The sequence below is a fragment of the Nocardiopsis nanhaiensis genome, assembly GCF_054778635.1.
This window is the reverse complement of the sequence record NZ_BAAGZJ010000054.1, coordinates 1-19,492: the sequence shown is the minus strand read 5'-3', so window position 1 is coordinate 19,492 and position 19,492 is coordinate 1. Positions and strand designations below refer to the sequence as shown.

Annotated in this window: 18 protein-coding genes; 5 read left to right on the top strand and 13 right to left on the bottom strand. The window is 70.4% G+C overall.

The genetic code is table 11. The features are described 5' to 3' along the window. Positions 1 to 96: 96 nt before the first annotated feature. Together ACYVD1_RS22935 and ACYVD1_RS22930 are read right to left on the bottom strand one after the other, a co-directional pair. On the bottom strand, positions 97 to 1,161 hold the full coding sequence (locus tag ACYVD1_RS22935) for a hypothetical protein (RefSeq protein WP_460776492.1): 1,065 nt from the start codon (positions 1,159 to 1,161) through the stop codon (positions 97 to 99). A gap of 387 nt (positions 1,162 to 1,548) precedes the next feature. After that, positions 1,549 to 2,370 carry a hypothetical protein gene (locus tag ACYVD1_RS22930; RefSeq protein ID WP_460776489.1) on the bottom strand — a complete coding sequence of 274 codons (822 nt, stop codon included), beginning with the start codon at positions 2,368 to 2,370 and terminating at the stop codon, positions 1,549 to 1,551. A 315-nt stretch (positions 2,371 to 2,685) separates the two neighbouring features. Here ACYVD1_RS22930 and ACYVD1_RS22925 point away from each other — a divergent pair, with 315 nt between their 5' ends. Beyond that, entirely contained in the window at positions 2,686 to 4,419 is a 1,734-nt protein-coding gene (locus ACYVD1_RS22925) for a GAF domain-containing sensor histidine kinase (RefSeq protein ID WP_460776486.1), read from the top strand. Between the two features lie 321 nt (positions 4,420 to 4,740). Here the strand turns inward: ACYVD1_RS22925 and ACYVD1_RS22920 are convergent, their stop codons facing one another. After that, positions 4,741 to 5,145 (bottom strand): hypothetical protein, encoded by a 405-nt coding sequence (locus ACYVD1_RS22920; protein WP_460776483.1) that lies wholly within the window; start codon positions 5,143 to 5,145, stop codon positions 4,741 to 4,743. On the opposite strand from ACYVD1_RS22920, the gene ACYVD1_RS22915 reads away from it, so the two are divergent. Further along, a complete protein-coding gene (locus ACYVD1_RS22915; protein WP_460776479.1) occupies positions 5,138 to 5,263 on the top strand; it encodes a hypothetical protein in 126 nt (41 codons plus the stop codon). The two genes, ACYVD1_RS22920 and ACYVD1_RS22915, sit on opposite strands and share 8 nt — an antisense overlap. Before the next feature lie 139 nt (positions 5,264 to 5,402). On the opposite strand, the gene ACYVD1_RS22910 is transcribed toward ACYVD1_RS22915, so the two are convergent. The 4 genes from ACYVD1_RS22910 to ACYVD1_RS22895 are packed head-to-tail and all read right to left on the bottom strand — an operon-like array spanning position 5,403 to position 9,047. Beyond that, positions 5,403 to 6,635, bottom strand: a complete 1,233-nt coding sequence (locus tag ACYVD1_RS22910) for an ABC transporter permease (RefSeq protein ID WP_460776477.1) — start codon at positions 6,633 to 6,635, stop codon at positions 5,403 to 5,405. Beyond that, complete coding sequence (locus ACYVD1_RS22905) at positions 6,632 to 7,396, bottom strand: ABC transporter ATP-binding protein (protein ID WP_460776475.1); 765 nt, start codon at positions 7,394 to 7,396, stop codon at positions 6,632 to 6,634. Before ACYVD1_RS22905 ends, ACYVD1_RS22910 begins: the two co-directional genes overlap by 4 nt. Then, on the bottom strand, positions 7,393 to 8,520 hold the full coding sequence (locus tag ACYVD1_RS22900) for a peptidoglycan-binding protein (protein ID WP_460776473.1): 1,128 nt from the start codon (positions 8,518 to 8,520) through the stop codon (positions 7,393 to 7,395). The genes ACYVD1_RS22905 and ACYVD1_RS22900 overlap by 4 nt, the downstream gene beginning before the upstream one ends. Next, positions 8,517 to 9,047, bottom strand: coding sequence for a hypothetical protein (locus ACYVD1_RS22895; RefSeq protein WP_460776469.1), 531 nt, complete (start codon positions 9,045 to 9,047; stop codon positions 8,517 to 8,519). The genes ACYVD1_RS22900 and ACYVD1_RS22895 overlap by 4 nt, the downstream gene beginning before the upstream one ends. 204 nt (positions 9,048 to 9,251) lie before the next feature. Between ACYVD1_RS22895 and ACYVD1_RS22890 the strand changes: the two genes are divergently transcribed. Further along, positions 9,252 to 9,908 (top strand): response regulator transcription factor, encoded by a 657-nt coding sequence (locus ACYVD1_RS22890; RefSeq protein ID WP_460776465.1) that lies wholly within the window; start codon positions 9,252 to 9,254, stop codon positions 9,906 to 9,908. 1 nt (position 9,909) lies between these two features. Then, positions 9,910 to 11,145, top strand: coding sequence for a sensor histidine kinase (locus tag ACYVD1_RS22885; protein WP_460776461.1), 1,236 nt, complete (start codon positions 9,910 to 9,912; stop codon positions 11,143 to 11,145). Between the two features lie 235 nt (positions 11,146 to 11,380). On the opposite strand, the gene ACYVD1_RS22880 is transcribed toward ACYVD1_RS22885, so the two are convergent. From ACYVD1_RS22880 to ACYVD1_RS22855, 6 genes are all read right to left on the bottom strand, one after another. Then, on the bottom strand, positions 11,381 to 12,292 hold the full coding sequence (locus ACYVD1_RS22880) for a DMT family transporter (RefSeq protein WP_460776565.1): 912 nt from the start codon (positions 12,290 to 12,292) through the stop codon (positions 11,381 to 11,383). A 127-nt stretch (positions 12,293 to 12,419) separates the two neighbouring features. After that, entirely contained in the window at positions 12,420 to 12,893 is a 474-nt protein-coding gene (locus ACYVD1_RS22875) for a hypothetical protein (RefSeq protein ID WP_460776457.1), read from the bottom strand. A 168-nt stretch (positions 12,894 to 13,061) separates the two neighbouring features. Then, positions 13,062 to 14,081 (bottom strand): ABC transporter ATP-binding protein, encoded by a 1,020-nt coding sequence (locus tag ACYVD1_RS22870; protein ID WP_460776453.1) that lies wholly within the window; start codon positions 14,079 to 14,081, stop codon positions 13,062 to 13,064. Positions 14,082 to 14,084: 3 nt separating this feature from the next. Next, entirely contained in the window at positions 14,085 to 14,963 is an 879-nt protein-coding gene (locus tag ACYVD1_RS22865; protein ID WP_460776450.1) for an ABC transporter permease, read from the bottom strand. Further along, a complete protein-coding gene (locus ACYVD1_RS22860; protein ID WP_460776446.1) occupies positions 14,956 to 15,756 on the bottom strand; it encodes an ABC transporter permease in 801 nt (266 codons plus the stop codon). Before ACYVD1_RS22860 ends, ACYVD1_RS22865 begins: the two co-directional genes overlap by 8 nt. A gap of 397 nt (positions 15,757 to 16,153) precedes the next feature. After that, the gene (locus tag ACYVD1_RS22855) at positions 16,154 to 16,918 is read right to left on the bottom strand and encodes an SDR family oxidoreductase (protein WP_460776441.1); all 765 of its coding nucleotides are present in this window, start codon (positions 16,916 to 16,918) and stop codon (positions 16,154 to 16,156) included. Positions 16,919 to 17,770: 852 nt separating this feature from the next. On the opposite strand from ACYVD1_RS22855, the gene ACYVD1_RS22850 reads away from it, so the two are divergent. Beyond that, on the top strand, positions 17,771 to 19,096 hold the full coding sequence (locus ACYVD1_RS22850) for an HNH endonuclease signature motif containing protein (protein WP_460776438.1): 1,326 nt from the start codon (positions 17,771 to 17,773) through the stop codon (positions 19,094 to 19,096). Positions 19,097 to 19,492: the final 396 nt, after the last annotated feature.

Genomic DNA, 19,492 nt, shown 5'->3' with positions numbered 1-19,492 from the left:
CCCACAGTTCCCCCTGGCGCCTCGGTCAGCGGGGTGGTCCCGCTCACCGCCCGAGGCCGGGTGCGCCCACCACGACCGGTGGGCGCACGTTCTTGGTTAGAGAACCAGCAGGTCCTCGTCGTCCAACAGCGGGGCGTCGCTCAGCAGGTCCTCGTCGCCCAGCAGCGGGGCGTCGTCCACCGGGAGCTCGTCCGCGAGGGGCAGCTGGTCGGTGTCGACCTCCGGCTCGCCCAGCTCGGGCAGACCGTCGACGCCGACCAGGTCACCGCCGGGGGTGTCGACGGCGCCGTCCAGCACGTCGGTCTCGACGGCGGACATCGGCAGGGTCTCGTCGAGTGCCGGGGGCAGGCCCAGCTCCTCAGCCCCGTCCGTGACGTCCTCGACCGCGCCTTCGACATCGGGCTCGTCGGCACCGCTCATCGGCAGGGTCTCGTCGACGTCCTGGGGCAGCAGAGTCGTCAGCCCGCCCGTGAGGTCCGCGTTCTCACCCGTGTCGATCCCCACGGGGTCGCTCATCGGGACGGTTCCGCTGAGCTGGTCGAGGTCGATCTCGTCCAGCTCCACCAGGTGGGGGTTGGACTCGTGGACCCCGCTGTCGACGCGGCCGCCCAGTTCGGTGGCGGTGTCGTCGACGACGGAAGCGGTCTCGTCCAGGCCGAGGGAGAGGTCGGAGTCGCTCATCGGCAGCGTCTGACCGCTGTCCAGACCCAGCCCGTCGAGCAGGCCCAGCCCGCCCAACAGGTCGGACACCGGGTCGACGGAGCCGGCGCTGAGCGGCAGTGTCTCGGCGGTCTCGTCGAGGTCGAGCGGGCCGACAGTGGTGGCGTTGTCCTCATCGGCTTCGATGGGGGTCTCAGCGGACACGCCGTCTCCGACGACCGTGCCGACGGTGTCAGTGGCGTCAGCGGGCCCGGAGTGGTGCTGCAGGTCGGGCTCGGCGGAGATCTCACCGGGCTCGACCTTGGCCAGGTCCCCGACGGGCGAGGTGACGCCTTCGGTCAGCAGGGTCGGGGCCTGGCCACCCAGGTCGCCCAGGGGGAGGCCGTCCGTGGCACCGCCGAGCGTGTCGGCCCCCGCGATACCAGCGCCGAGAGCGACGAATCCGGCGGTGCCGGCGGCCACCAGCATGGTCCGGGCGGAGGTGCGGGTGGTGTGGAACATGAGAGTCCTTCCGGGATGTGCGTGTGTTCGGTTCGGGGTGCGGCGGGGCGGGTGTCGTGCCCCGCCGCGGGGCGGCCCATCTCCCTGGCCAGGGGAAACGGCCCTGATAGTGGCTTGTTCGGACGAGCTCTCCGGTCGGTGAACCTGTACGCCCCTGGTGGGGGCGGGCTCGGTTCGGGCCGGATCCAGTCGGTCGGTCTGGCGGACCACCGGCTGACGTGAACCTCGCGGACGAAGTGCGCGGCTCACGTCAACCCCCAGGCCTGCGCCTGGGAAGGCGTGCCGAAAAACCGGTCGCGTAGGGCTGGGAAGGCGTGCCAGCCGGTCGCGTGCGCCGCATCTCGCTCGGGGCGTGGTGCGCGGGCGCGGGTCCGGTGGGGTGGTCCGCTAGTCCGGGGAGAAGATCGGCTCGTCGGCGTCGTCGGCGGGTGCCGAGCGCAGGACGTGCCGGGCGGCCTCGAACAGGCCGGGGGCCGGTGCCGGAGCACCGGTGGCGGGCAGGAAACCGGCGACGGCCGGGGCGGTCGCGGTACTGCCGGTGGCGGAGGCGTTACCGCTCGCCACAGGGGTGGGAACGTTCTCGGACTTGGGGGTGTCGACGTCGACGCCTTCGTCGCCGCCGCGATCCCCCTGGTCGTTTTCCGAGGAGACGGTCGAGGCCTGGTCCTGTGCCTCGGTGAGGATTTCGGGGGCGGGCCGTTCTCCGACCTCGGACCCCTCGTCCTCCACCGGCTCTTCCTGGTCCCCACGGACCTCAGTTGAGGTGCTCTCTTCATCCACGGCCGGTTCGGCGTCCGGCTCGGCAACGGGAGCGAGTTCCTCGGGCAGGCGCTCGGTGTGCGGCAGCGGGGTTTCCCGGACCGTGTCACGGACCTGCTGGACGGGTTCGGCCGCCTCGGCCTCGACCGACCGCGCGACCTCCGGGGCGTCGTCCACCACCGTGCGGACCGCCTGCTCCCCTACGGTGCTGACCGCTCCGCCGATCGAGTCGCCGAGCGTTCCGGCCCCCTCCGTGACGGCGGTGCCGCCGGGAAGGGAGGGTTCGCTGACCGATACCTCTCCGGCGTGCGCGGGAGCGGCGGAGACCAACCACATGGTGAACAGGATCCCGGTGAGCAACCCCGCGAGCAGCAGGGCCCGGCGGAGTGGTTCCGGACACACGGCGGTACTGGCGCCGCTGGCGCCGAACGTACCGTGGTATCCAGACACCGGGGTTTCCTTCCGCTGTGGGAGCGGGTCCGCCCCGGCGAAGTGCCAGGGGTCGACAAGCTCGTGGGGGTCGTGTGAATGGCACCGGAAACACGGGGCTCCAGGTGCTCGACGCGAGGTCAGAGAGGCCTTCGGGCGCCGACTGACCGCGACGTTAGCATGAATTGCCGGGCCGCTGTCCTCGATTTACAAGGAATTCCCAGCACCTCCGACCAAGCTTCCGTACTGCCAGATGTGGCAAATCGGGAAAAAACCAACGACAATTCGACTATTAGCCCTCAACCCCTCGACGGCTCTGCGGAGGTTGAACCACACATGACCGAGATCCCCCAGAGCCACCGGTCGCCCTCGAAGCCCCTGGACCAGCTCCTCGCCGAGGTGCACTCACAGATGAACCCGGGACTGTCCGCCCAAGGGCGAGTGCACTCCCTGCTTCAGGCGGTCCTGACCATCGGTGGCGATCTGGACCTGGCGACCGTGCTGCGCCGACTCACGGAGGCCGCCGCCCACCTGGCCGAGGCAAGGTACGCCGGGCTGGGCGTGATCGGAGAGGACGGGAGCTTCACCGAATTCATCCCGGTCGGGGTCTCCCGTGCGCAGGCCGAGCGGATCAGCCGCTTTCCGCACGGCAAGGGTGTGCTGGGCACGCCTTTGCACGAACGGAGCGTGCTCCGCCTGTCCGACCTGCGCGACCACCCGGATTTCGGCGGTTTTCCGGAGGGCCACCCCGGTATGTCGAGTTTTCTCGGGGTGCCGATCCAGGTGCGCGACGAGGTGTTCGGCAACCTCTACCTGACGGAGAAGGAGAACGGCGGGGAGTTCGACGAGGAGGACGAGGCCATCGTCACCGCGTTGGCCACGGCGGCCGGTGTGGCGATCGAGAACGCCCGCCTGTACGAGGAGACCCGGCTGCGCGAGCGGTGGCTGGCCGCCTCCACCGAGATCACCACCCGGCTTCTGTCAGGGGCCGACACCAACGAGGTACTCGCCTACATGGCCGCCCAGGCGCGGGAGATCGGCGGTGCGGACACGGCCGTGGTGCTCCTGCCGGACCCGCACGCCCGCGGGCACCTGTTCGCGGAGATCGCCGACGGTCCGATCGCCCAGGAGATCATGGGTACCCCCGTGGAGATCCACGACTCCGCTTGCGGCTTGGTCTACGAGTCGGGCGAGCCCACGGCCATCCCCGACCTGCGGCAGGCCCACTGCCCGATGCTCACGCACCGCGGCTACGGGCCGGGGCTCCTGGTGCCCCTGGGCACACCGGGGAACACCCGGGGCGTGCTTCTGCTCGGCAAGCTGGCCGAACGGGCCCCGTTCGACGGGAACGTCCGCCGCATGCTGCACGCCTTCTCCGTGCAGGCCGGGGTGGCCCTGGAACTGGCCGATGCCCGGCGCGACACCGAGCGGATCGTGGTCCTGGAGGAGCGGGACCGGATCGCCAAGGACCTGCACGACGTGGTGATCCAGCGGCTGTTCGCTTCGGCGATGACCCTGATGAGCACGGTCCGGCTGATCAACTCCAGCGAGGCCGAGGAGCGGGTCCAGCGCACCATCGACGAGCTGGACGGCACGATCCGGGAGATCCGGTCGACCATCTTCGACCTCCAGAACCCCCCGAGCAGACGGGACACGTCGCTGCGCGGGAGGATCCTTCGGATGGCGGAGAACACCGCGCACAGCCTGGGCTGCCACCCGGGAGTCAGCCTGGACGGTCCGATTGACGCGTCCGTTCCGGACGAGGTGGGCGAGCAGCTGCTGGCGGTCCTCGGCGAAGGCCTGACCAACGTCGCCCGGCACGCCCATGCCACGGAGGTGCACGTCTCCGTCGCGGTGGAGGAGACCGCGGTGACCGGCCGCCCGACCACTCTGACGCTCACCGTCACCGACAACGGAGTGGGCCTTCCGGTGGAGGGCCGCCGGAGCGGTCTGCGCAACCTTGACCAGCGCGCCCGAGCCCTGGGCGGCGCGTTCAGCGCCGGGAAGGGCGAGACCGGCGGCACCGTACTCGCGTGGAGAGTCCCCGTCTCGGGACCGGAACCGAAGTAGGGCTGAGGCTGGCAGCCCCGCGGACGAAACCGCGTGGCGGGACGGTCGGTGGCTGCGAAGGGGGCCGGCCGTCCACAGGCTGTGGAGGGCCTGCTGGACGCCGACCCTTCGCGCGTGCTCCCCTTGTTGTGAAGGGGGCCCGGCCCGTCCGGTTCCCTCCCCCGGTTGCACAGGAGGCTGACGGCCCGTGTCCGACTCTCCCCGAAACCCTCTCCCGAACCCGCTCCGCCGCACGGCGCCGTCCTCCGAACCAGGCAGGCCTTCCAGACGGGGCGGGTGGACGGCGCCGTTCTCCCCGCCCGCCCGGGGCGGACCCCTGGCTCAGCGCAGCGCTCGGGGCGTCCTTCCGGTCAGACAGGCCGTGGCCAACGCCAACAGCGCGATCCCCGCCCACACCCCCTGGTAGGCGCCGAGTGCAGGCGAGTCCGAATCACCCAGCACGAAGTAGCCGAGGGCCCCGGCGGACACGGCTCCACTGATGCTCCCGCCGAGCGTTTTGAGGTTGTTGAAAACCGCGGAGGCGCTGCCCGAGCGGTCCGCCGCGCTGGCTTCGACGACCAGGGTCGGCAGGGCGCCGAGCGCCAGACCGCAGCCTAGCCCCACCACGGCGAACGAGGCCAGGAACGGCCAGAGGAGGCCCCAGGAGAGCGCCAGGCCCAGGGTTCCGGCCGCCATCAGCACGAACGCGAGGAACACGGTCCTCCGGTATCCGATCCGGGTGGCCACCGGCGCGATCGTGCTGTGGCCGATGAAGCTCAGCGGCCACCTGCTCGACCAGCACGGATTCCGGACCGGGATGGTGCCCGTGGACCCGTGGGACGTGGACACCGGGAAGGTGCTCTGAACCAGGGGCCGGGTTGGGGAAGTGCCGCGATTCCTTCCGGGCGTGAACGCCCGGACTTCCTCGCCCGCTCCAGGTGAAGCCCGGCGTCCCGGCTCGGGAGGTCCGGACCGGGACGCCGTGGGTTCTCCGGTGTGAGGGCTCAGCCGCTGCCGAGGGACTCGGTCGGGTGTTGCCCGGCGGCCCGCAGAGCGGGCACGAGGCCCGCGACCGCACCGATGAGGACGGTGGCGGCCACCGCACCCGCCCCCGCCCACCAGGGCAGCGCCACCGGCCAGCCGCGCAGCAGCGCGTACCCTGCGGTGGCGAGCGAGCCCAGCAGCGCCCCGAACACACCGCCCAGCGCGGAGAGCGTCATCGCCTCCACCAGGAACTGGCCGCGGATATCGCGCCGCGTGGCGCCGAGGGCCCTACGCAACCCGATCTCGCCCCTGCGCTCCAGCACGGAGATCACCATCGTGTTCGCGACCCCCACCCCGCCCACGAGCAGGGCCACACCGCCCAACCCCAGCAGCAGCCCCTGGAAGGTCTGGTCCGCTGCCTGTTGGGCCTCCAGGGCGTCGGAGGGCCGTGAGACCTCGACCTCGTTCGGGCTCTCCGGGTTGGCGTTGCGCCCCACCTCGTCCCGGACCCGTTCCACATGTTCGGGGTCGACCCGCACGTAGACGGTGGAGGCCTCGCCCCCGGCGTCGAGCACGTCCTCGGCCACTTCCTGTCCGACCAGCGCGGCGTTGTCCAGCTCCGGTGCCAGCTCCACCTGTTCCAGCACGCCGACCACGGAGAAGTACGTGTCACCGATCAGAACCAGGGTGTCCGGGGTGATCCGGGTCACGCCCAGGCGTTCGGCCGCCGACGGGCCGAGCACGGCCGCGGGGTGGTCGGTGGTGGCGGCGTTCAGCCACGATCCCTCGCGCACGTCGGTGCGGACAGTCTCCAACAGGTCCGGGGCCACCCCGTAGACGCCGATCCCGCCCGACTCACCGCTCGGTACGAGGTCACTGCGGTAGACGTTCGCCCCGTCCACCTGCTCCACCTGCGAGATGCCTGCCACCTCGGGCATCCGGTCGATCCGCCCCAGCGCCTCTCCAGGGAGCGTGGCTGCCTCCCCGAACAGGTCGCTTCCGGGTTCGACGGTCACCAGATTGGTCCCGAGCCGCGCGATCCGCTGGTCAAGTTCGGCCTGACCGGAGGAGGACACACCCACCACCGCGACCATTGCCGCGATACCGATGGCGATGCCCAGGGCGGAGAGCACCACACGGGCCGGCCGTGCGCGCAGCCCGCTCGCTCCGGTTCGCAGTCGGTCGACCGGGGAGAGCCGGGCGGGGCACGGCTCCGCCCGCCGTCGCCGCCAACGTCGGAGTACGTCCGTCATCGCCCCGCCTCCGTCCGTGCGCGAGCGCCGCCGGAGGGGGCACCGCCGGATTCCACAGGGGTGTCGGCGGGGCCCTCAGCCACCTCCGTCACGTCGCCGGAGTCCGAAACGACGCGGCCGTCGCGCATTTCCACCCGTCTGGGCAGGGCGGCGGCCAGCTCACGGTCGTGCGTGATCACCACGACCGTGACACCGTCCCGGTGCAGTTCGTCGAGCACCCGCAGCACGGCGGCACCGGAAGCGGTGTCCAGCGCCCCGGTGGGTTCGTCGGCGAGCAGCAACGGGGGCGCCCCCACGACGGCCCGGGCGATCGCTACCCGCTGTTTCTGACCTCCGGAGAGCTCGTGCGGCCGGTGGTAGGCCCGGTCAGCCAACCCCACTCGTTCCAAAGCCCGTAACGCCCTGCGCACCCTCGTCTTGGCCGGGACCCCGGAGTACAGGAGGCCGTCGGCGACGTTGTCCACGGCGTACACGTTGGGCGCGAGGTGGAACTGCTGGAAGACGAAGCCGATCGAACGCGCCCGGAGCGCGGAGAGCTGGTCGTCGGTCAGCCCACCCACGTCGTGACCGAACACGCGCACCGTTCCCGAGGTCGGCGCGTCCAGGGTGCCAAGCAGGTTGAGGAGCGTGGACTTGCCCGACCCGGAAGGGCCGACGATCCCGAGCATCTCCCCCCGGTCGATCCGCAGGTCCACGCCGTCCAGGGCCCGCACACCGCCCGGGTAGTGGCGGTCCGCCCCGATGAACTCCACGGCGGTCATTCGGGGACCACCACCTCGGTGCCCGTTTCGATCCCGTCGCCGGTGACCTCCACGAGGCCGTCGGAGAACCATCCGGTCTCCACCGGGACATCGGCGACGGCACCATCGCCGTCCACTACCGAAAGCCCGTAACCCCCTCCGGAGAGCGCGATCAAGGCGCCCACAGGGGCGGCGAGCACGTCCTCGCGCTCCTCGCCCTGCGCGAGGACGGTGACGGGGGCCTGGTCGAGGAAGTCCTCGACCTCCTCTTCCAGGGAGACCACCACCTCCACCGTGGACTTGTCGTCTCCCTCGTCCTCTTCGACCCGGGCGACGGTGCCCACGGACTCCACCTCGCCCGCGACCGTTCCACCGCCGGGGATCTCCACGTCGACCTCGTCGCCCTCGGCTACCAGGTCGCGGTCGCCCACGTCGAGGCCGATCCGGACGACCTGTCGGGTGGAGGCCGTGCCGAGCAACGGCGTCGCCGGGGCCACGTTCTCCCCGACCTCCGCCTCGCGCTCGGTAACCCGGACGGACCCGGAGGCGTACCAGATCTCGTCGGGTTCGACCGTGCCGGTGACCTCCATGCCCTCGGTGTCGTCCTGCCATCGCCGGACGGCCTCAGCGGTGAGCTGCGTGTACTCGTCGTCGACGGTGAAGCCCCCGTATCCCAGCTCCGCGAGCGCCTGCTCGAACTGGCGTACGTCGACCCCCTTCGCGCCGGGCTCCAAGGGTCGATAGGCGGGTCTGTCACCTCGCAGCAGGATCACGGGACTGGCGTCGATCTCCCAAGCACGCTCCCCTGCCGAGAGTTCCGCTCCTACCTCGGGGAGCCAGGTGAGCACCCCTTCGGAGCGGGCGAAGAACGAATCCCCTCCCGCATACTCGAGAGCGCCGTCCAACTCTTCCTCCCGGCGCAGGGTCGTGCGCTCCACGGAGGCCGTGGCCCCGGGCGCGGCGGCTTCCTCCTCCGAGGCACCCCGGGGCCATACCCACACCGTCACGGCCGCGCCCGCGCTCAGCACGGCCAAGACAAGGAACGCCGCGAACGGCCAGAGGTACCGGCGGCCGGCGCGTCGCGGCCGCTCCTCATGAGTCTCGGCACTCTCGTCCTCCGGTAGGTGTTCTGACTCCAAGCTCACGAGTCGCCCTCGGCACCGGCCTCAGCGCCGCTCTCGCCGTTGCTCTCAGAGTCGCCCCCGTCCCGCTCTTCGGAGCAGGTGGTGATCGCGGCCATGTCCTCGTCGTCATCGGGCTCGACTGGCAGCGCCAGGCCCGCACCGGGTTCCGGGTCGTCGATGTCCATGCCGTGTTCCCGCAGACACTCGGCCATCGCCAGGTCGTCCTCGAACACCTCCTCCTCGGAGGGGGCGTTCTCGTCCACGGGGATCAGCTCTTCACACTCCTCCATGGCGGCCACCATGTCCTCGTCCTCGGCATCCATCCCGGGAATGGCGATCCCGCCTTCCTCACCACCGGCGCCGGGGTCGGGCATATCGATCCCGGCCTCTCGCATGCACTCGGTGAACTCCACCGCCGCCTCTTCCTGCGTCTTCTCCTCCGCCGCACCCGGGTCCGCTTCGCCGCCGTCGCCACCGAGGACCCCGCATCCGGTGAGCAGTAGTCCGGCAGAAACCGCGGCCGCGGCCGTGAGGGTCAGTGCGCGCATGTCGTTCACTCCTGTCCGCGGTGCCGGATCCACCGGCTCCGCTCATGTGGTCACGACACACGCAAGCGGATCTCCGGTTAGCCGCGGGTTAGGGCGAGTTCCGCGGACGTGCCGTTGGCCCGCCGTCCGGGGTTAACCTCGGCCTAACCCGGAGTGCGATAGGGCTGATCAGCCGGGCTTCGACCGGGAGAGAGCAGGAGGCGCATGCGGATCCTCGTGGTGGAGGACGAACTGGACCTGGCGGAGACGATCGCCGAAGGGCTTCGAGGAGAGGAAATGGCCGTGGACGTGTGCCACGACGGCGACACCGGTCTGGAGATGGCCACCGTGCACGACTACGACGTGGTCGTCCTGGACCGTGACCTTCCGGTGCTGCACGGGGACCGAGTGTGCCTGCTCCTGGCCGAGAAACCGGATGTCCACGCCCGGGTGCTGATGCTCACCGCGGCCGGCGGTCTGGAGGACCGGGTGGACGGGCTCGACATGGGTGCCGACGACTACCTCGCCAAACCCTTCGCCTACCTGGAGCTGGTCGCCCGTGTCCGGGCACTGGGGCGCAGGGCCCGGCCGGCGGCCCCTCCCCGCCTCAGCCGGGCGGGCTTGGTCGTGGACACCGCGAGGCGGACCGCTTTCCGCGACGGCCGTGAGCTTTCGCTCTCCCCCAAGGAGCTGGGGGTACTGGAGGAACTGCTGCGCACCGACGGCGCCCCGGTGACCGCCACCCAGCTGATCGAGAAGGTGTGGGACGCGCACTTGGACCCGTTCAGCGGGGTGTTGAAAGTGGTGGTGCACGGGCTGCGCCGCAAACTCGGCGACCCGCCGGTGATCGAGACCGTCCCCGGACACGGATACCGGATCTGACATGGACACCGAACCTGGGCGAAAACGACCGGGCGCTGGCCCCGGGTTCACCCTGCGAACCAAACTCGCCTTCGTGTACACCGGGGTGTTCGTCTTCGGCGGGGTGCTGTTGCTCGCGGCGAACTACGCCATGGTCTCCGCCAGCCTGGAGGACCGGGGGTTCGCGCTTGCCACGACCATCGAGGGGGCCGCGGAGGACGGACTCGTGCCGTCGCCGCCGTCCGAGGGGGGTCCCACTGGCCTCTCAGATCCCGTGCACCCGCCCGGCTCTGGAGGCCTGACAGGTCCGGCCGAACCCGCAGCGCTCCTGGTGGACGACTACCAGGAGGGGGTGCTCTCGGACCTGCTCGTGAACTCGGCCCTCGTCCTGGTGGGGATCACCCTCCTCGCCGCGGTCGCGGGATGGCTGATCGCGGGCAGGCCGATGCGGCGCCTGCACCGCGTGACCGAGGCCGCGCGCACCTTGTCCGAGCGCGATCTGCACAGCAGGCTTGGGCTGTCCGGTCCCGACGACGAGTTCCGGGAGCTGGGCGACACCTTCGACTCGATGCTGTCCCGCCTGGAGCGGGCCTTCGACGCACAGCGGCGGTTCGTCGCCAACGCCTCGCACGAACTGCGCACGCCCCTGTCGGTGCAGCGCGCCGCCCTGGAGGTACCGCTCGCCCAGGACCGTGTACCCGAGGACCTCCGGCCCGCGTTCCGGCGGGCGCTGGACTCGGTGGGGCGCAGCGAGTCCCTGATCAGCGGGTTGCTGCTGTTGGCCCGTTCTGACCGGGGGCTCACCGGCACCGAGGAGGTCGACCTCGCCGTGGTGGCACGGGACGTGGTGACCCGCCACGAGGCCGAGGCCGAGAAGACTGGTGTGGAACTGCGGGTCGTGACCGAGCCCGCCGACGTGTCCGGCGATCCGGTCCTGCTGGAGCACCTGGTGCGCAACCTGGTGGAGAATGCCATTCGCTACAACGCCCCCGACGGTTGGGTGGAGGTGCGGGTGCGCACGGCAGCGGGGCGCACCGTGTTGAATGTGACCAACACCGGCGCGGAGGTCGAGGCCCCTGACGCGCTGTTCGAGCCCTTCCACCGGGGCGACGAGGCCCGGTTGCACAGCACTCAGCCCGGCAGCGGGTTGGGCCTGTCCATCGTCCGCTCGATCGCGACCGCGCACGGGGCGACGGTGAACGCCCGCGCCTGCGCCCGCGGTGGTCTGGTGGTGACCGTCGGTTTCACCGAGGAGTGACACGAGGGACGCAACGCGCCGGTGACGAAACTACGCAACGAAAGACAATCGCTGCGGGAGGGGTGCTCCAGGGCGCCAAGGGTGAAACGTTTGCCACCCAGGAGCGATCGACCGCCGCGTTGTCCACAACCCTGTGGAAGCCGGTGGCACGCCCCCGCCTAACGTCGATACCGGGGGAGCCTCCTACCCCGCCCGCCCCGTGCTGCCCGCGTTCCAGCCAGCCCGCGGTCACCGGTCAGGGACGGGGCTCGGACTCGGGGATCTCGGACTCGGGGATCTCGGTATCGGGGTTCGGGGCGTCGTCGGACGGGACGGTGAGCAATCGGATGCCGTACGCCGCCACCAGCGCGCACACCACAGCGACCAACCCGCCCAGCCAGCCAGCCGCGTAGGTCTCCCCCATGAACACCACACCCACGATCGCCGCCGCGCCCGGGTTGGCCAGGGTGGTGATGCCCAGCGGCGCCCCCAGGTCCATTCCCTGGTAGGCGGCCTGGGCCAGGAACACCCCGGCCAAGGCGATCACCGGGGTGGCGATGGTCGCCGGGTGCGAGAGCGCCACCAGAACGCCCTCGCCGAACGACCACACGGTCGTCTTCACCGTCGCCGAGGAGACCCCGAAGGCCACGCCGGCGGCGCCCGCCAGCAGGTAACTCCGCCAGGCCTTCGTCCGGGTCCGGCCCGCGCCCCAGCCGATCGCGGTGAGCAGGCCGACGGTCCCCACACCCACGAGTACCGAGTCTTCGGGGGACAGTACTCCGCCGGCGTTTCCGGTGACCGTGACCGCGAGCAGCACCCCGAGCGCCACCATCGTGTAGGCGGCGCCGTGCCACTCGGCCCGGCTCACCCTGCGGTTGCCGAGCTTTGCCGACCAAGGGATACCGAAGATGAGCACTAGAACGCCCAAGGGCTGTACGACGGTCAGCGGCGCGTAGCTGACCGCAGCCACCTGGAAGCCGGCGCGACCCCCGTTGAACACCAGGGACACCCACCAGAGCGGGTGCCGGAGCAGCGCGCCCACCTGGCGCCGTCCGGTCAGCGGTTCGGGTACACGAACGGCGAGCCTGCGCTGGGCCACGGCGGCGGCCGTGTAGGCGGCACAGGACAGGACGCCGAAGGCGATCCCGAGCCACATTCCGTACGACATAAGGGTCATGGGCACCATCCTCCCGGGGCCGCACCGGAAGGTCCAACGGGGAAGGTGCCGTGCCCGGGCCCTTAGGCGGTAACGGGCCGACACCTCTACGCGGAGGTGTCCCCGAGCAGTGGTGCCCCTAGGCGGATACGGCCCGGGGCCCGGCGCCCCTGGACTCCTTGGCGAAATACCGGTTGGTGGCAGGCAGGAAGACCATCACCGTCGCAACCACGACAGCCACGGCGTAGACGAGCGTGTGCGCGATCCGGACGAAGAGCGCGATCCCGTGGCCCTCATAGCCCAGTCCGACGAACACCCCCAGCCCGGAGAGCACCCCGGTCCCCATGGAGACCAGCACTCCCGCCAGCCCCACACCGGTCATGAGCACCACGAGGGTGACCCGCGCCCAGCGGTACCCCTGGGCGAACCACGCGACCAGCAGCGCGGAGAAGGTGTAGAGCAAAGCACGCGTGACCAGCGCGAGCCAGGGTACGGCCCCGCCGTCGGCCAGGCCGGGCGCGACGGCCAGGGACGTCTCGGTGATCCCCGCCGCGATCGCCACCGCCCACAGGACCGTGGCCCAACGCACCGGATTCGGAAGGGTTCTCTGCATGGAACCCAGCCTTCCGTGCCTCGGGCGCCGTTTCCATGGTGGTGATACCACCACCTTCCGTGGTGCGTACTCCCCTCGAGCCCCACCAGTACCGGCCTTCGGGCTCCGCTGCCCCTTCCTCTCCCCTTCACGCCGTTCCCTCACCCGCTCCGTCGTCACGCCGTCCCTTCAGCCCGCCCCTTCCCGGGTTCCGGCGGGGACCGCACCCCGGTAGAGAGCCGACACCACCCCCTCGATGTCGGGCTCGCGCAGGGTCAGGTCCGCCACCTCGTGCTCCCTGGCGACCTCGGCGATCACCCGGGCCGGGTTGTCCACCAGTTCCAGCCACTGGCGCGGCCCTTCCACCCGCACCGTTCGCGCGCCCTCCACTTGGATCGCGGCGGCCGGGGCCGCCAGGTCGACCACCAGCACACGCGGGGTCGGGACGGTGGCGCGCAGTTCGGGCAAGTCGCCGTCGAAGGCCAAGCGCCCCCTGTCGATCACCATCACCCGGTCGCACAAACGCTCCACGTCACCCAGGTCGTGGGTGGTGATGAGGATGGTGGTGCTGCGCTCACGGTTGATCTTCAGCAGGAACTCGCGGATGGCCGACTTGCTTACCACGTCCAGGCCGATGGTCGGCTCGTCGAGCACCAGCAGGCGCGGGGCGTGCAGCAGGGCGGCGGTCAGGTCACCGCGCATCCGCTGGCCCAGGCTGAGCTGGCGGACCGGGGTGTCCAGGAACGGTTCGAGTTCCAGGAGGCCGGTGAGTTCGGCCAAGCGCTCGGCGTGGGCACCGGCGGGCACCCGGTACAGGTACCGGGTCAGGGTGAGGCTGTCGCGCAGCGGCAGGTCCCACCAAAGGGTGGTGCGCTGGCCGAACACGACCCCGATCTCCCTGGCCAGGCGGGTGCGCTGCCGGGACGGCTCCATTCCGACGACCCGAACGCTGCCTTCGGAGGGAGTGAGGATGCCGGTGAGCATCTTCATCGTGCTGGACTTCCCAGCTCCGTTGGGCCCCAGGTAGCCGACGATCTCTCCGGGGCGAACGGTGAAGGTGATGTCTTGGACGGCGTTGACAGTGCGCTTGGTCCGGTGGAGGAAGGGGCCTTCGGACAGGGCGAAGTCACGGCCGAGCCCGACCGCTTCGATGATCGGTTCCGCGTCCGGCCCCAGGGGCGGACCGGCGGTGTTGTCTTTGGAGGGCATCGGTCAGCTCCCGGTGGATCGGTAGTGGCGCAGCCCGAGCCGCCACACGAGGGCGGCCCCGGCACAGGAGAGGACGGCGACGACCGGACCCGCGTAGCGCAGGAACTCCGGCATACCGAGGGGGTCGGTTCGGTCGAGCACGAACAGGGCGGGCTGCCAGCTGACGAAGGCCAACGGCACCACGTAGGTCACCGAACGGACCAGGCTCTTGCCGTAGATGGCGAGGGGGTACTCGGTGAGCGCCTGCCCGCCGTAGGTGAAGGAGTTCGCGGCCTCGCGGGCGTCGGTGACGAAGAACTGCAGGCAGGCGCCGATCAACCACACCGCGCAGCAGATGGTGATCCCCGACACCACCAGGACGGGGACCATCAGCGTCCGCTCGAGGTTCCAGTCGACATCGCACATGAACAGCGCAATCACCAGCACCACCAGGGCGGGGACGAGCTTGCCGAAGCGGCGCGGAGAGAACTGGTCGGTGGCCAGCTGGATCAGGGGCGAGACCGGCCGGACGAGCATCGTGTCGAAGCTGCCGGTGCGGATGTGGTCGCCCAACCGCTCCACCGACCCCATGAGGAATTCGGCGCCGCCGAAGGCCGTAGCCGCCAGCGCGTACACGAGCAGGCCGTCGTAGACCGTGAACCCGACCAGAGTCCCGGCGTGCCCGAAGACCACGATGACGGCGCCCATCTCCGCCAGCGTGCTGAGAGCCAGCCCGATGGTGAACAGGGAGAGCGCCATGGGGTACCGGGTGACGGCGCGGCACCAGGTCCAGGCGAGCAGAACGTACGTGTGCAGGGCCCGCCGTGCCGAACTGAGGCGGTTCACTGAACTTGTGGGGCGCGGTGTCGATCCGGGCCGGTCCGGGGAGAACGTGTCAGCCACCCTGGACCACCACCTTTCGCGCGGCCAGGCGGGTGAGGTAGGCGCACAGGGCCAGCAGCACCGCCGCCCAGCCCGCCTGCAGCAGCAGACCGCCCAGCGCACTCCCGCCGGGCAGCGTGTCCTTGCCGAGCAGGATCTCCGCGGGGATCTGCACCATCGACGCCCACGGCAGGAGCCGGAGCACGTCGCCGATGGCTGTGGGGAAGAGCGTGAGCGGCAGGAGCATCCCGGCGAAGACCGGCCCGGTCGGGCCCATGACCGCCCACACACCCCGGGTGTCCACCAACCAGAACCCCACCACCGAGTACAGGTAGCGCAGGGCGAAGCCGACGACCGTGGCCAGGGCGAACGAGAGCAGCGTGAGCGCCCAGCGCAGGGCGTCGCCGGGGAGAGCCAGGGAGAACAGGACCGCACCGATCGCGAAGGTGGGCACACTGCGGAAGACGGTGTCGAAGGTGACGCGGCCGAGGTCCTGGGCGAACCACCAGCCGAGGAGGGGCATCGGTCGGAGCAGGTCCGTGCCCACGGCCCCGGTGCGAATGCGTTCACTGAGGTCGAGCGCGGGGCCCATGATGGCGAGCGGCGCCATCAGCGCCTGGGCGACGTACACCTGTGTGACGGCGTCCGAGGCGTCGTAGCCGTTGATCTCCGGGCGGGCCGCGAAGAGCGCGAGCAGCACCATGGCGTTGACGGCGCCGAAGACCGAGTTGGTGAAGATTCCGGCGGCGGTCGCCGCACGGTAGGTCGAGTAGCGGCGCAGCCCACGGGCGTACACCGCGAAGTAGACACGCACGAGCGTGACTCCCCTGGCAGGTCGAGAACGTGCAGAAGAATCCGGTCTCGACCGCGGGAGTCCCGGGGAGGGGCGTGGATGGGCCCGGAAAGGACTTCGGGGAGACACGGGTTCGGCACGTCCCTGGGCCGACTGGCCAGGTCCGGGTCGCCGCGAAGGTGCGAATCTAGCACAGCGCGGAACCGGCCACCACGGCTTCGCCGACGTTGGCCGGAGACGGCCAATGGCTGCGAGCGGTGGCGGGCAGCACGAGGCTGGTGCGGGTGGGATCCCCCCGATTTCAAGTCTGACCGGCGACGCCGTCTCACACCATGGGCATTTGTCGACCTGTGGATAACTCGACGAGGTCCGACTGAACCGGACACAAGGCGAGGAGCGGGCTCCTCCGGTTCCTTGGTCAGCCGCGTCCGGCGAAGGGCATCTCCCGAGCCATCACGGTGATCATCGGGACGTTCACGTCCGGGGGGAGGGACACGATGTGCGCGATCGTGTCGGCGACGTGGGTGGCGTCGATGGTGGGTTCCGGGCGCACCGAGCCGTCGGGCTGGCGCGCCTTTGCGCCGATCCCTGCGGTCATCGCGGTGGCGGCGTTGCCCACGTCGATCTGTGTGCAGGAGATCCCGTGCCCGCGCAGGTCCAGGTTCATGGATGCGGTGAGGCCGCTGACCGCGTGCTTGCTCACCGTGTACGCCACGCTCGTCGGCCGCGGGGTGTGCGCGGAGATGGAGCCGTTGTTGATGACCCGCCCTCCACGCGGCTCCTGAGCCTTCATCATCGCGGCGGCCTCCCTGGCGCAGTTCAGCGAGCCGGTGACGTTGGTGTCCAGGACCTCACGCCAGGCCTCGTCCTCGATTTCATCCACGGAAGCTGCGGAGCCGAAGACCCCGGCGTTGTTGAAGAGGACGTCCACCCGACCGAAGCGCTCGCGGACCACCCGGAACAGCTCCCGAACGGACTCCGACGAGGTCACGTCCGCCTCGACCACCACCGCCCCGGGGCTGCCGTCCGCGGTCTCCTCCAGGGTTTCCCGGCGGCGTCCAGCCAGCACCACCGAATGCCCGTCCTCCAGCAACCGTTGCGCGGTCACCCGTCCGATCCCGGCGCCAGCTCCGGTGATCACGATGACCTTGTGGTCGTTCGCGGTGTGCCTGGCAGTGTCCACGGTCGGCTCCCTCACTCGCTCTGGGATGTGGAGCCTACCGACTGAAGCCGCCGCTGCCCTTCGTGGGCTGGTTCCTAGGTATTCATGGGCTGGTTCCTGAGTACACGCCGACTCCTGGATCGGAGATCACACCGTCCCTGGCCCGGGAAGCAAGGGGCGCAGGTCCGGGAAACCAGGGACGCTGGGTGATTCTGCTTCGCTTCGATGGGTCGTGGTGCTGGGTGTTCGGTGCTGGGTATTCGGTGCTCTTAGCGGCGGGGAGTGCGGGGTGTGCCCGTGGGGGTGTTGGTCTTGTGCGGGTGGTTTCCCCGTTTCCTGCCGCCCGATGGTGGCCGTCTCCGCTACGCGCCTCAAGGTCGTCGCCATCGAGCGCTTCGCGCGTCAGTGGCGCTCCACCTTGACCCGCTTCGCTGCGACGGCGGGTTGGCGGCTATCACGAAACGGGGGGCGTGTGGTCGGGGTAGCGTTGGGCCCTTCGGGGCCCGAAGGGCCCAACGGCATAAGCACGGCCTGACGGCCGTCAGCTGCCACTCCGCCGGAGCGGTGACGCCTGGCGGTGTCGCGGCCGGTCATGCTCTGCTGCGAACCCCTCGGCCTTCGGCCGGGGGCCGATGCTTGCCCCTGCGCCGGTGCGTTGACGGTTGCGGGTGTCGCGGCCGGTCCATGTGCGCGGCGAAAAGCACCACCGCAAACACAGAAACCTGGAATTCCAGGTGGGCATAAATACCGAACCAGGTGGCCTGAATTGGAAGACCCAAAGAAAGCCAGGGGGTGCCCCTGGCGAAAGTCATGAATTCAGTTCGAACCAGTGGCAGGCTTCCATTCTCCGACCTTTTCGCTTACAATGAAAGAATGGCGATCTCTCCTGAAGCACCCACCACCACCGGGCACACCCCGGTGGATACCGCGGTGGCCGCTGCCCGGGACGAGACCACCGCCTTCTTCGACCGCGACGTGCCCCTGGGGGCGGCGGGTGAGGTGCTGGACCAGGCCACCCGGGTGTGGGAACACCTCGACCAGATCAAAATCAGTATGGCCGCCCGGCTGGCCCAGCTCGAGGCCACCGGGCAGCTGTTGGAACAGGGCGGGCAGAAGAGCCTGCAGGCGTGGCTGCGCCACGCCTTCGGCATTCCCGCCGCCCAGGCCAACGACCTGGCCCTGATCGGGCGGGCCCAATTCCGTCAGGACATGGTCCCTACTCTGGAGGCGTTGCACTCCGGGGTGCTGTCGGTGGGTGAGGCCGCCGCCGTCATCAAGGGCGCCGACGCCGGGGTGGAGAAAAGGCAGAAGGGCGACCACCCCGATGCGGAGCTGTTCCGCGCAAAAATGGAATGCGGCATCCTGGACTTCAAAGAGTCGCGCCCCAACATGTCGGTGGGCCAGATCACCCGCTTGGCCCACCAGCTGTGCCTGAGCCTGAACCCGGGCAAGGTGGAGGCCGACCACGCGGCCGCCCACGCCGCCCGGGGCGCCCAGCTGGTCACCACCTTCGACCAAACGTTCCTCTTCCAGGTGTGGGGCTCGCCCGCCGATGCCCTGAAGGTTCAGGTGGCCTTGGACAACTACCAGGTGCCCTTCCACCCCCAGGACGGGCTGTCCAAGTACGAGCGCACCTACGACGCCCTCATGGCCGCGTTGGGGTTCGCCCAGTCCCACCAGGGGTGCCAGACCCCGAGCACGGCGACGGCGTTGATCAACATCACCGTGCCCGCCACGTCCCTGGCCGGGGACGAGGAAGCCGAAGACTCCGGGCCCGCGACGACGGAGACCGGGCAGGTCGTGCCGATCTCGGTGGTGCGTGAGTTGATCGGTCAGAGTTGGGTGCGCCGCCTGGTCATCGAGCAGAAGAGCGGGCAGGTGTTGGATGTGGGCCGCTCGTGCCGGTTGGCCCCGCCCAGGATCCGGGCGGCGGCCTTCCACGGGCACACGTCCTGCGCGTGGCAGTACGGGTGCGATGTGCCGCTGCCCTGGACGCAGGCCGATCACATCGTGGAGTTCTGGCAGGGCGGCACCACCAGCGCCGCTAACATCCAACCCCTGTGCGCGACCCACAACCGGATCAAGCACCGGTGGGCGGTGCGCACCGACCGCCGGATGTGGTCGGGCCGCAACCGAGGCCGCACCCGGGGTGGGGCCACGGACCCGGATGGCGATGGGGACCCACCCCCAACCCCGTAACCGGCCACCCCCAACACAGCTCCCGCCCGCTTGCGCCGGGTCCCTACCCCCGCGTGGCCAGAACCCGACCCGGCCCCTGGCCCCGCCTTGCCCTCGGGGTGCCGGTCCCGAGTCGCCCACACCCGGGGGTGGGTGTGGGCCCTGGTCCTGGAGTCACTCTCACCCCTGTTTTTGCCTCCAACAGGGGGGCTCACCCACACCCAGACACCGGCCGACCCCCCCAGACACCACCCCCCACACCGGCCGGGGTTCGCCGCACACCATGACCAGCCGCGACACCCGCAACCGTCAACGCACCGGCGCAGGGGCAAGCATCGGCCCCCGGCCGAAGGCCGAGGGGTTCGCAGCAGAGCATGACCGGCCGCGACACCGCCAGGCGTCACCGCTCCGGCGGAG

Bases quoted from the DNA above. Each gene is read 5' to 3' on its own strand.
- ACYVD1_RS22890 (WP_460776465.1), top strand. From the start codon at position 9,252: ATGCGGATCCTCGTGGTGGAGGACGAACTGGACCTGGCGGAGACGATC.
- ACYVD1_RS22935 (WP_460776492.1), bottom strand. From the start codon at position 1,161: ATGTTCCACACCACCCGCACCTCCGCCCGGACCATGCTGGTGGCCGCC.
- ACYVD1_RS22925 (WP_460776486.1), top strand. From the start codon at position 2,686: ATGACCGAGATCCCCCAGAGCCACCGGTCGCCCTCGAAGCCCCTGGAC.
- ACYVD1_RS22870 (WP_460776453.1), bottom strand. From the start codon at position 14,081: ATGCCCTCCAAAGACAACACCGCCGGTCCGCCCCTGGGGCCGGACGCG.
- ACYVD1_RS22885 (WP_460776461.1), top strand. From the start codon at position 9,910: ATGGACACCGAACCTGGGCGAAAACGACCGGGCGCTGGCCCCGGGTTC.
- ACYVD1_RS22850 (WP_460776438.1), top strand. From the start codon at position 17,771: ATGGCGATCTCTCCTGAAGCACCCACCACCACCGGGCACACCCCGGTG.
- ACYVD1_RS22895 (WP_460776469.1), bottom strand. From the start codon at position 9,047: ATGCGCGCACTGACCCTCACGGCCGCGGCCGCGGTTTCTGCCGGACTA.
- ACYVD1_RS22875 (WP_460776457.1), bottom strand. From the start codon at position 12,893: ATGCAGAGAACCCTTCCGAATCCGGTGCGTTGGGCCACGGTCCTGTGG.
- ACYVD1_RS22910 (WP_460776477.1), bottom strand. From the start codon at position 6,635: ATGACGGACGTACTCCGACGTTGGCGGCGACGGCGGGCGGAGCCGTGC.
- ACYVD1_RS22880 (WP_460776565.1), bottom strand. From the start codon at position 12,292: ATGTCGTACGGAATGTGGCTCGGGATCGCCTTCGGCGTCCTGTCCTGT.
- ACYVD1_RS22905 (WP_460776475.1), bottom strand. From the start codon at position 7,396: ATGACCGCCGTGGAGTTCATCGGGGCGGACCGCCACTACCCGGGCGGT.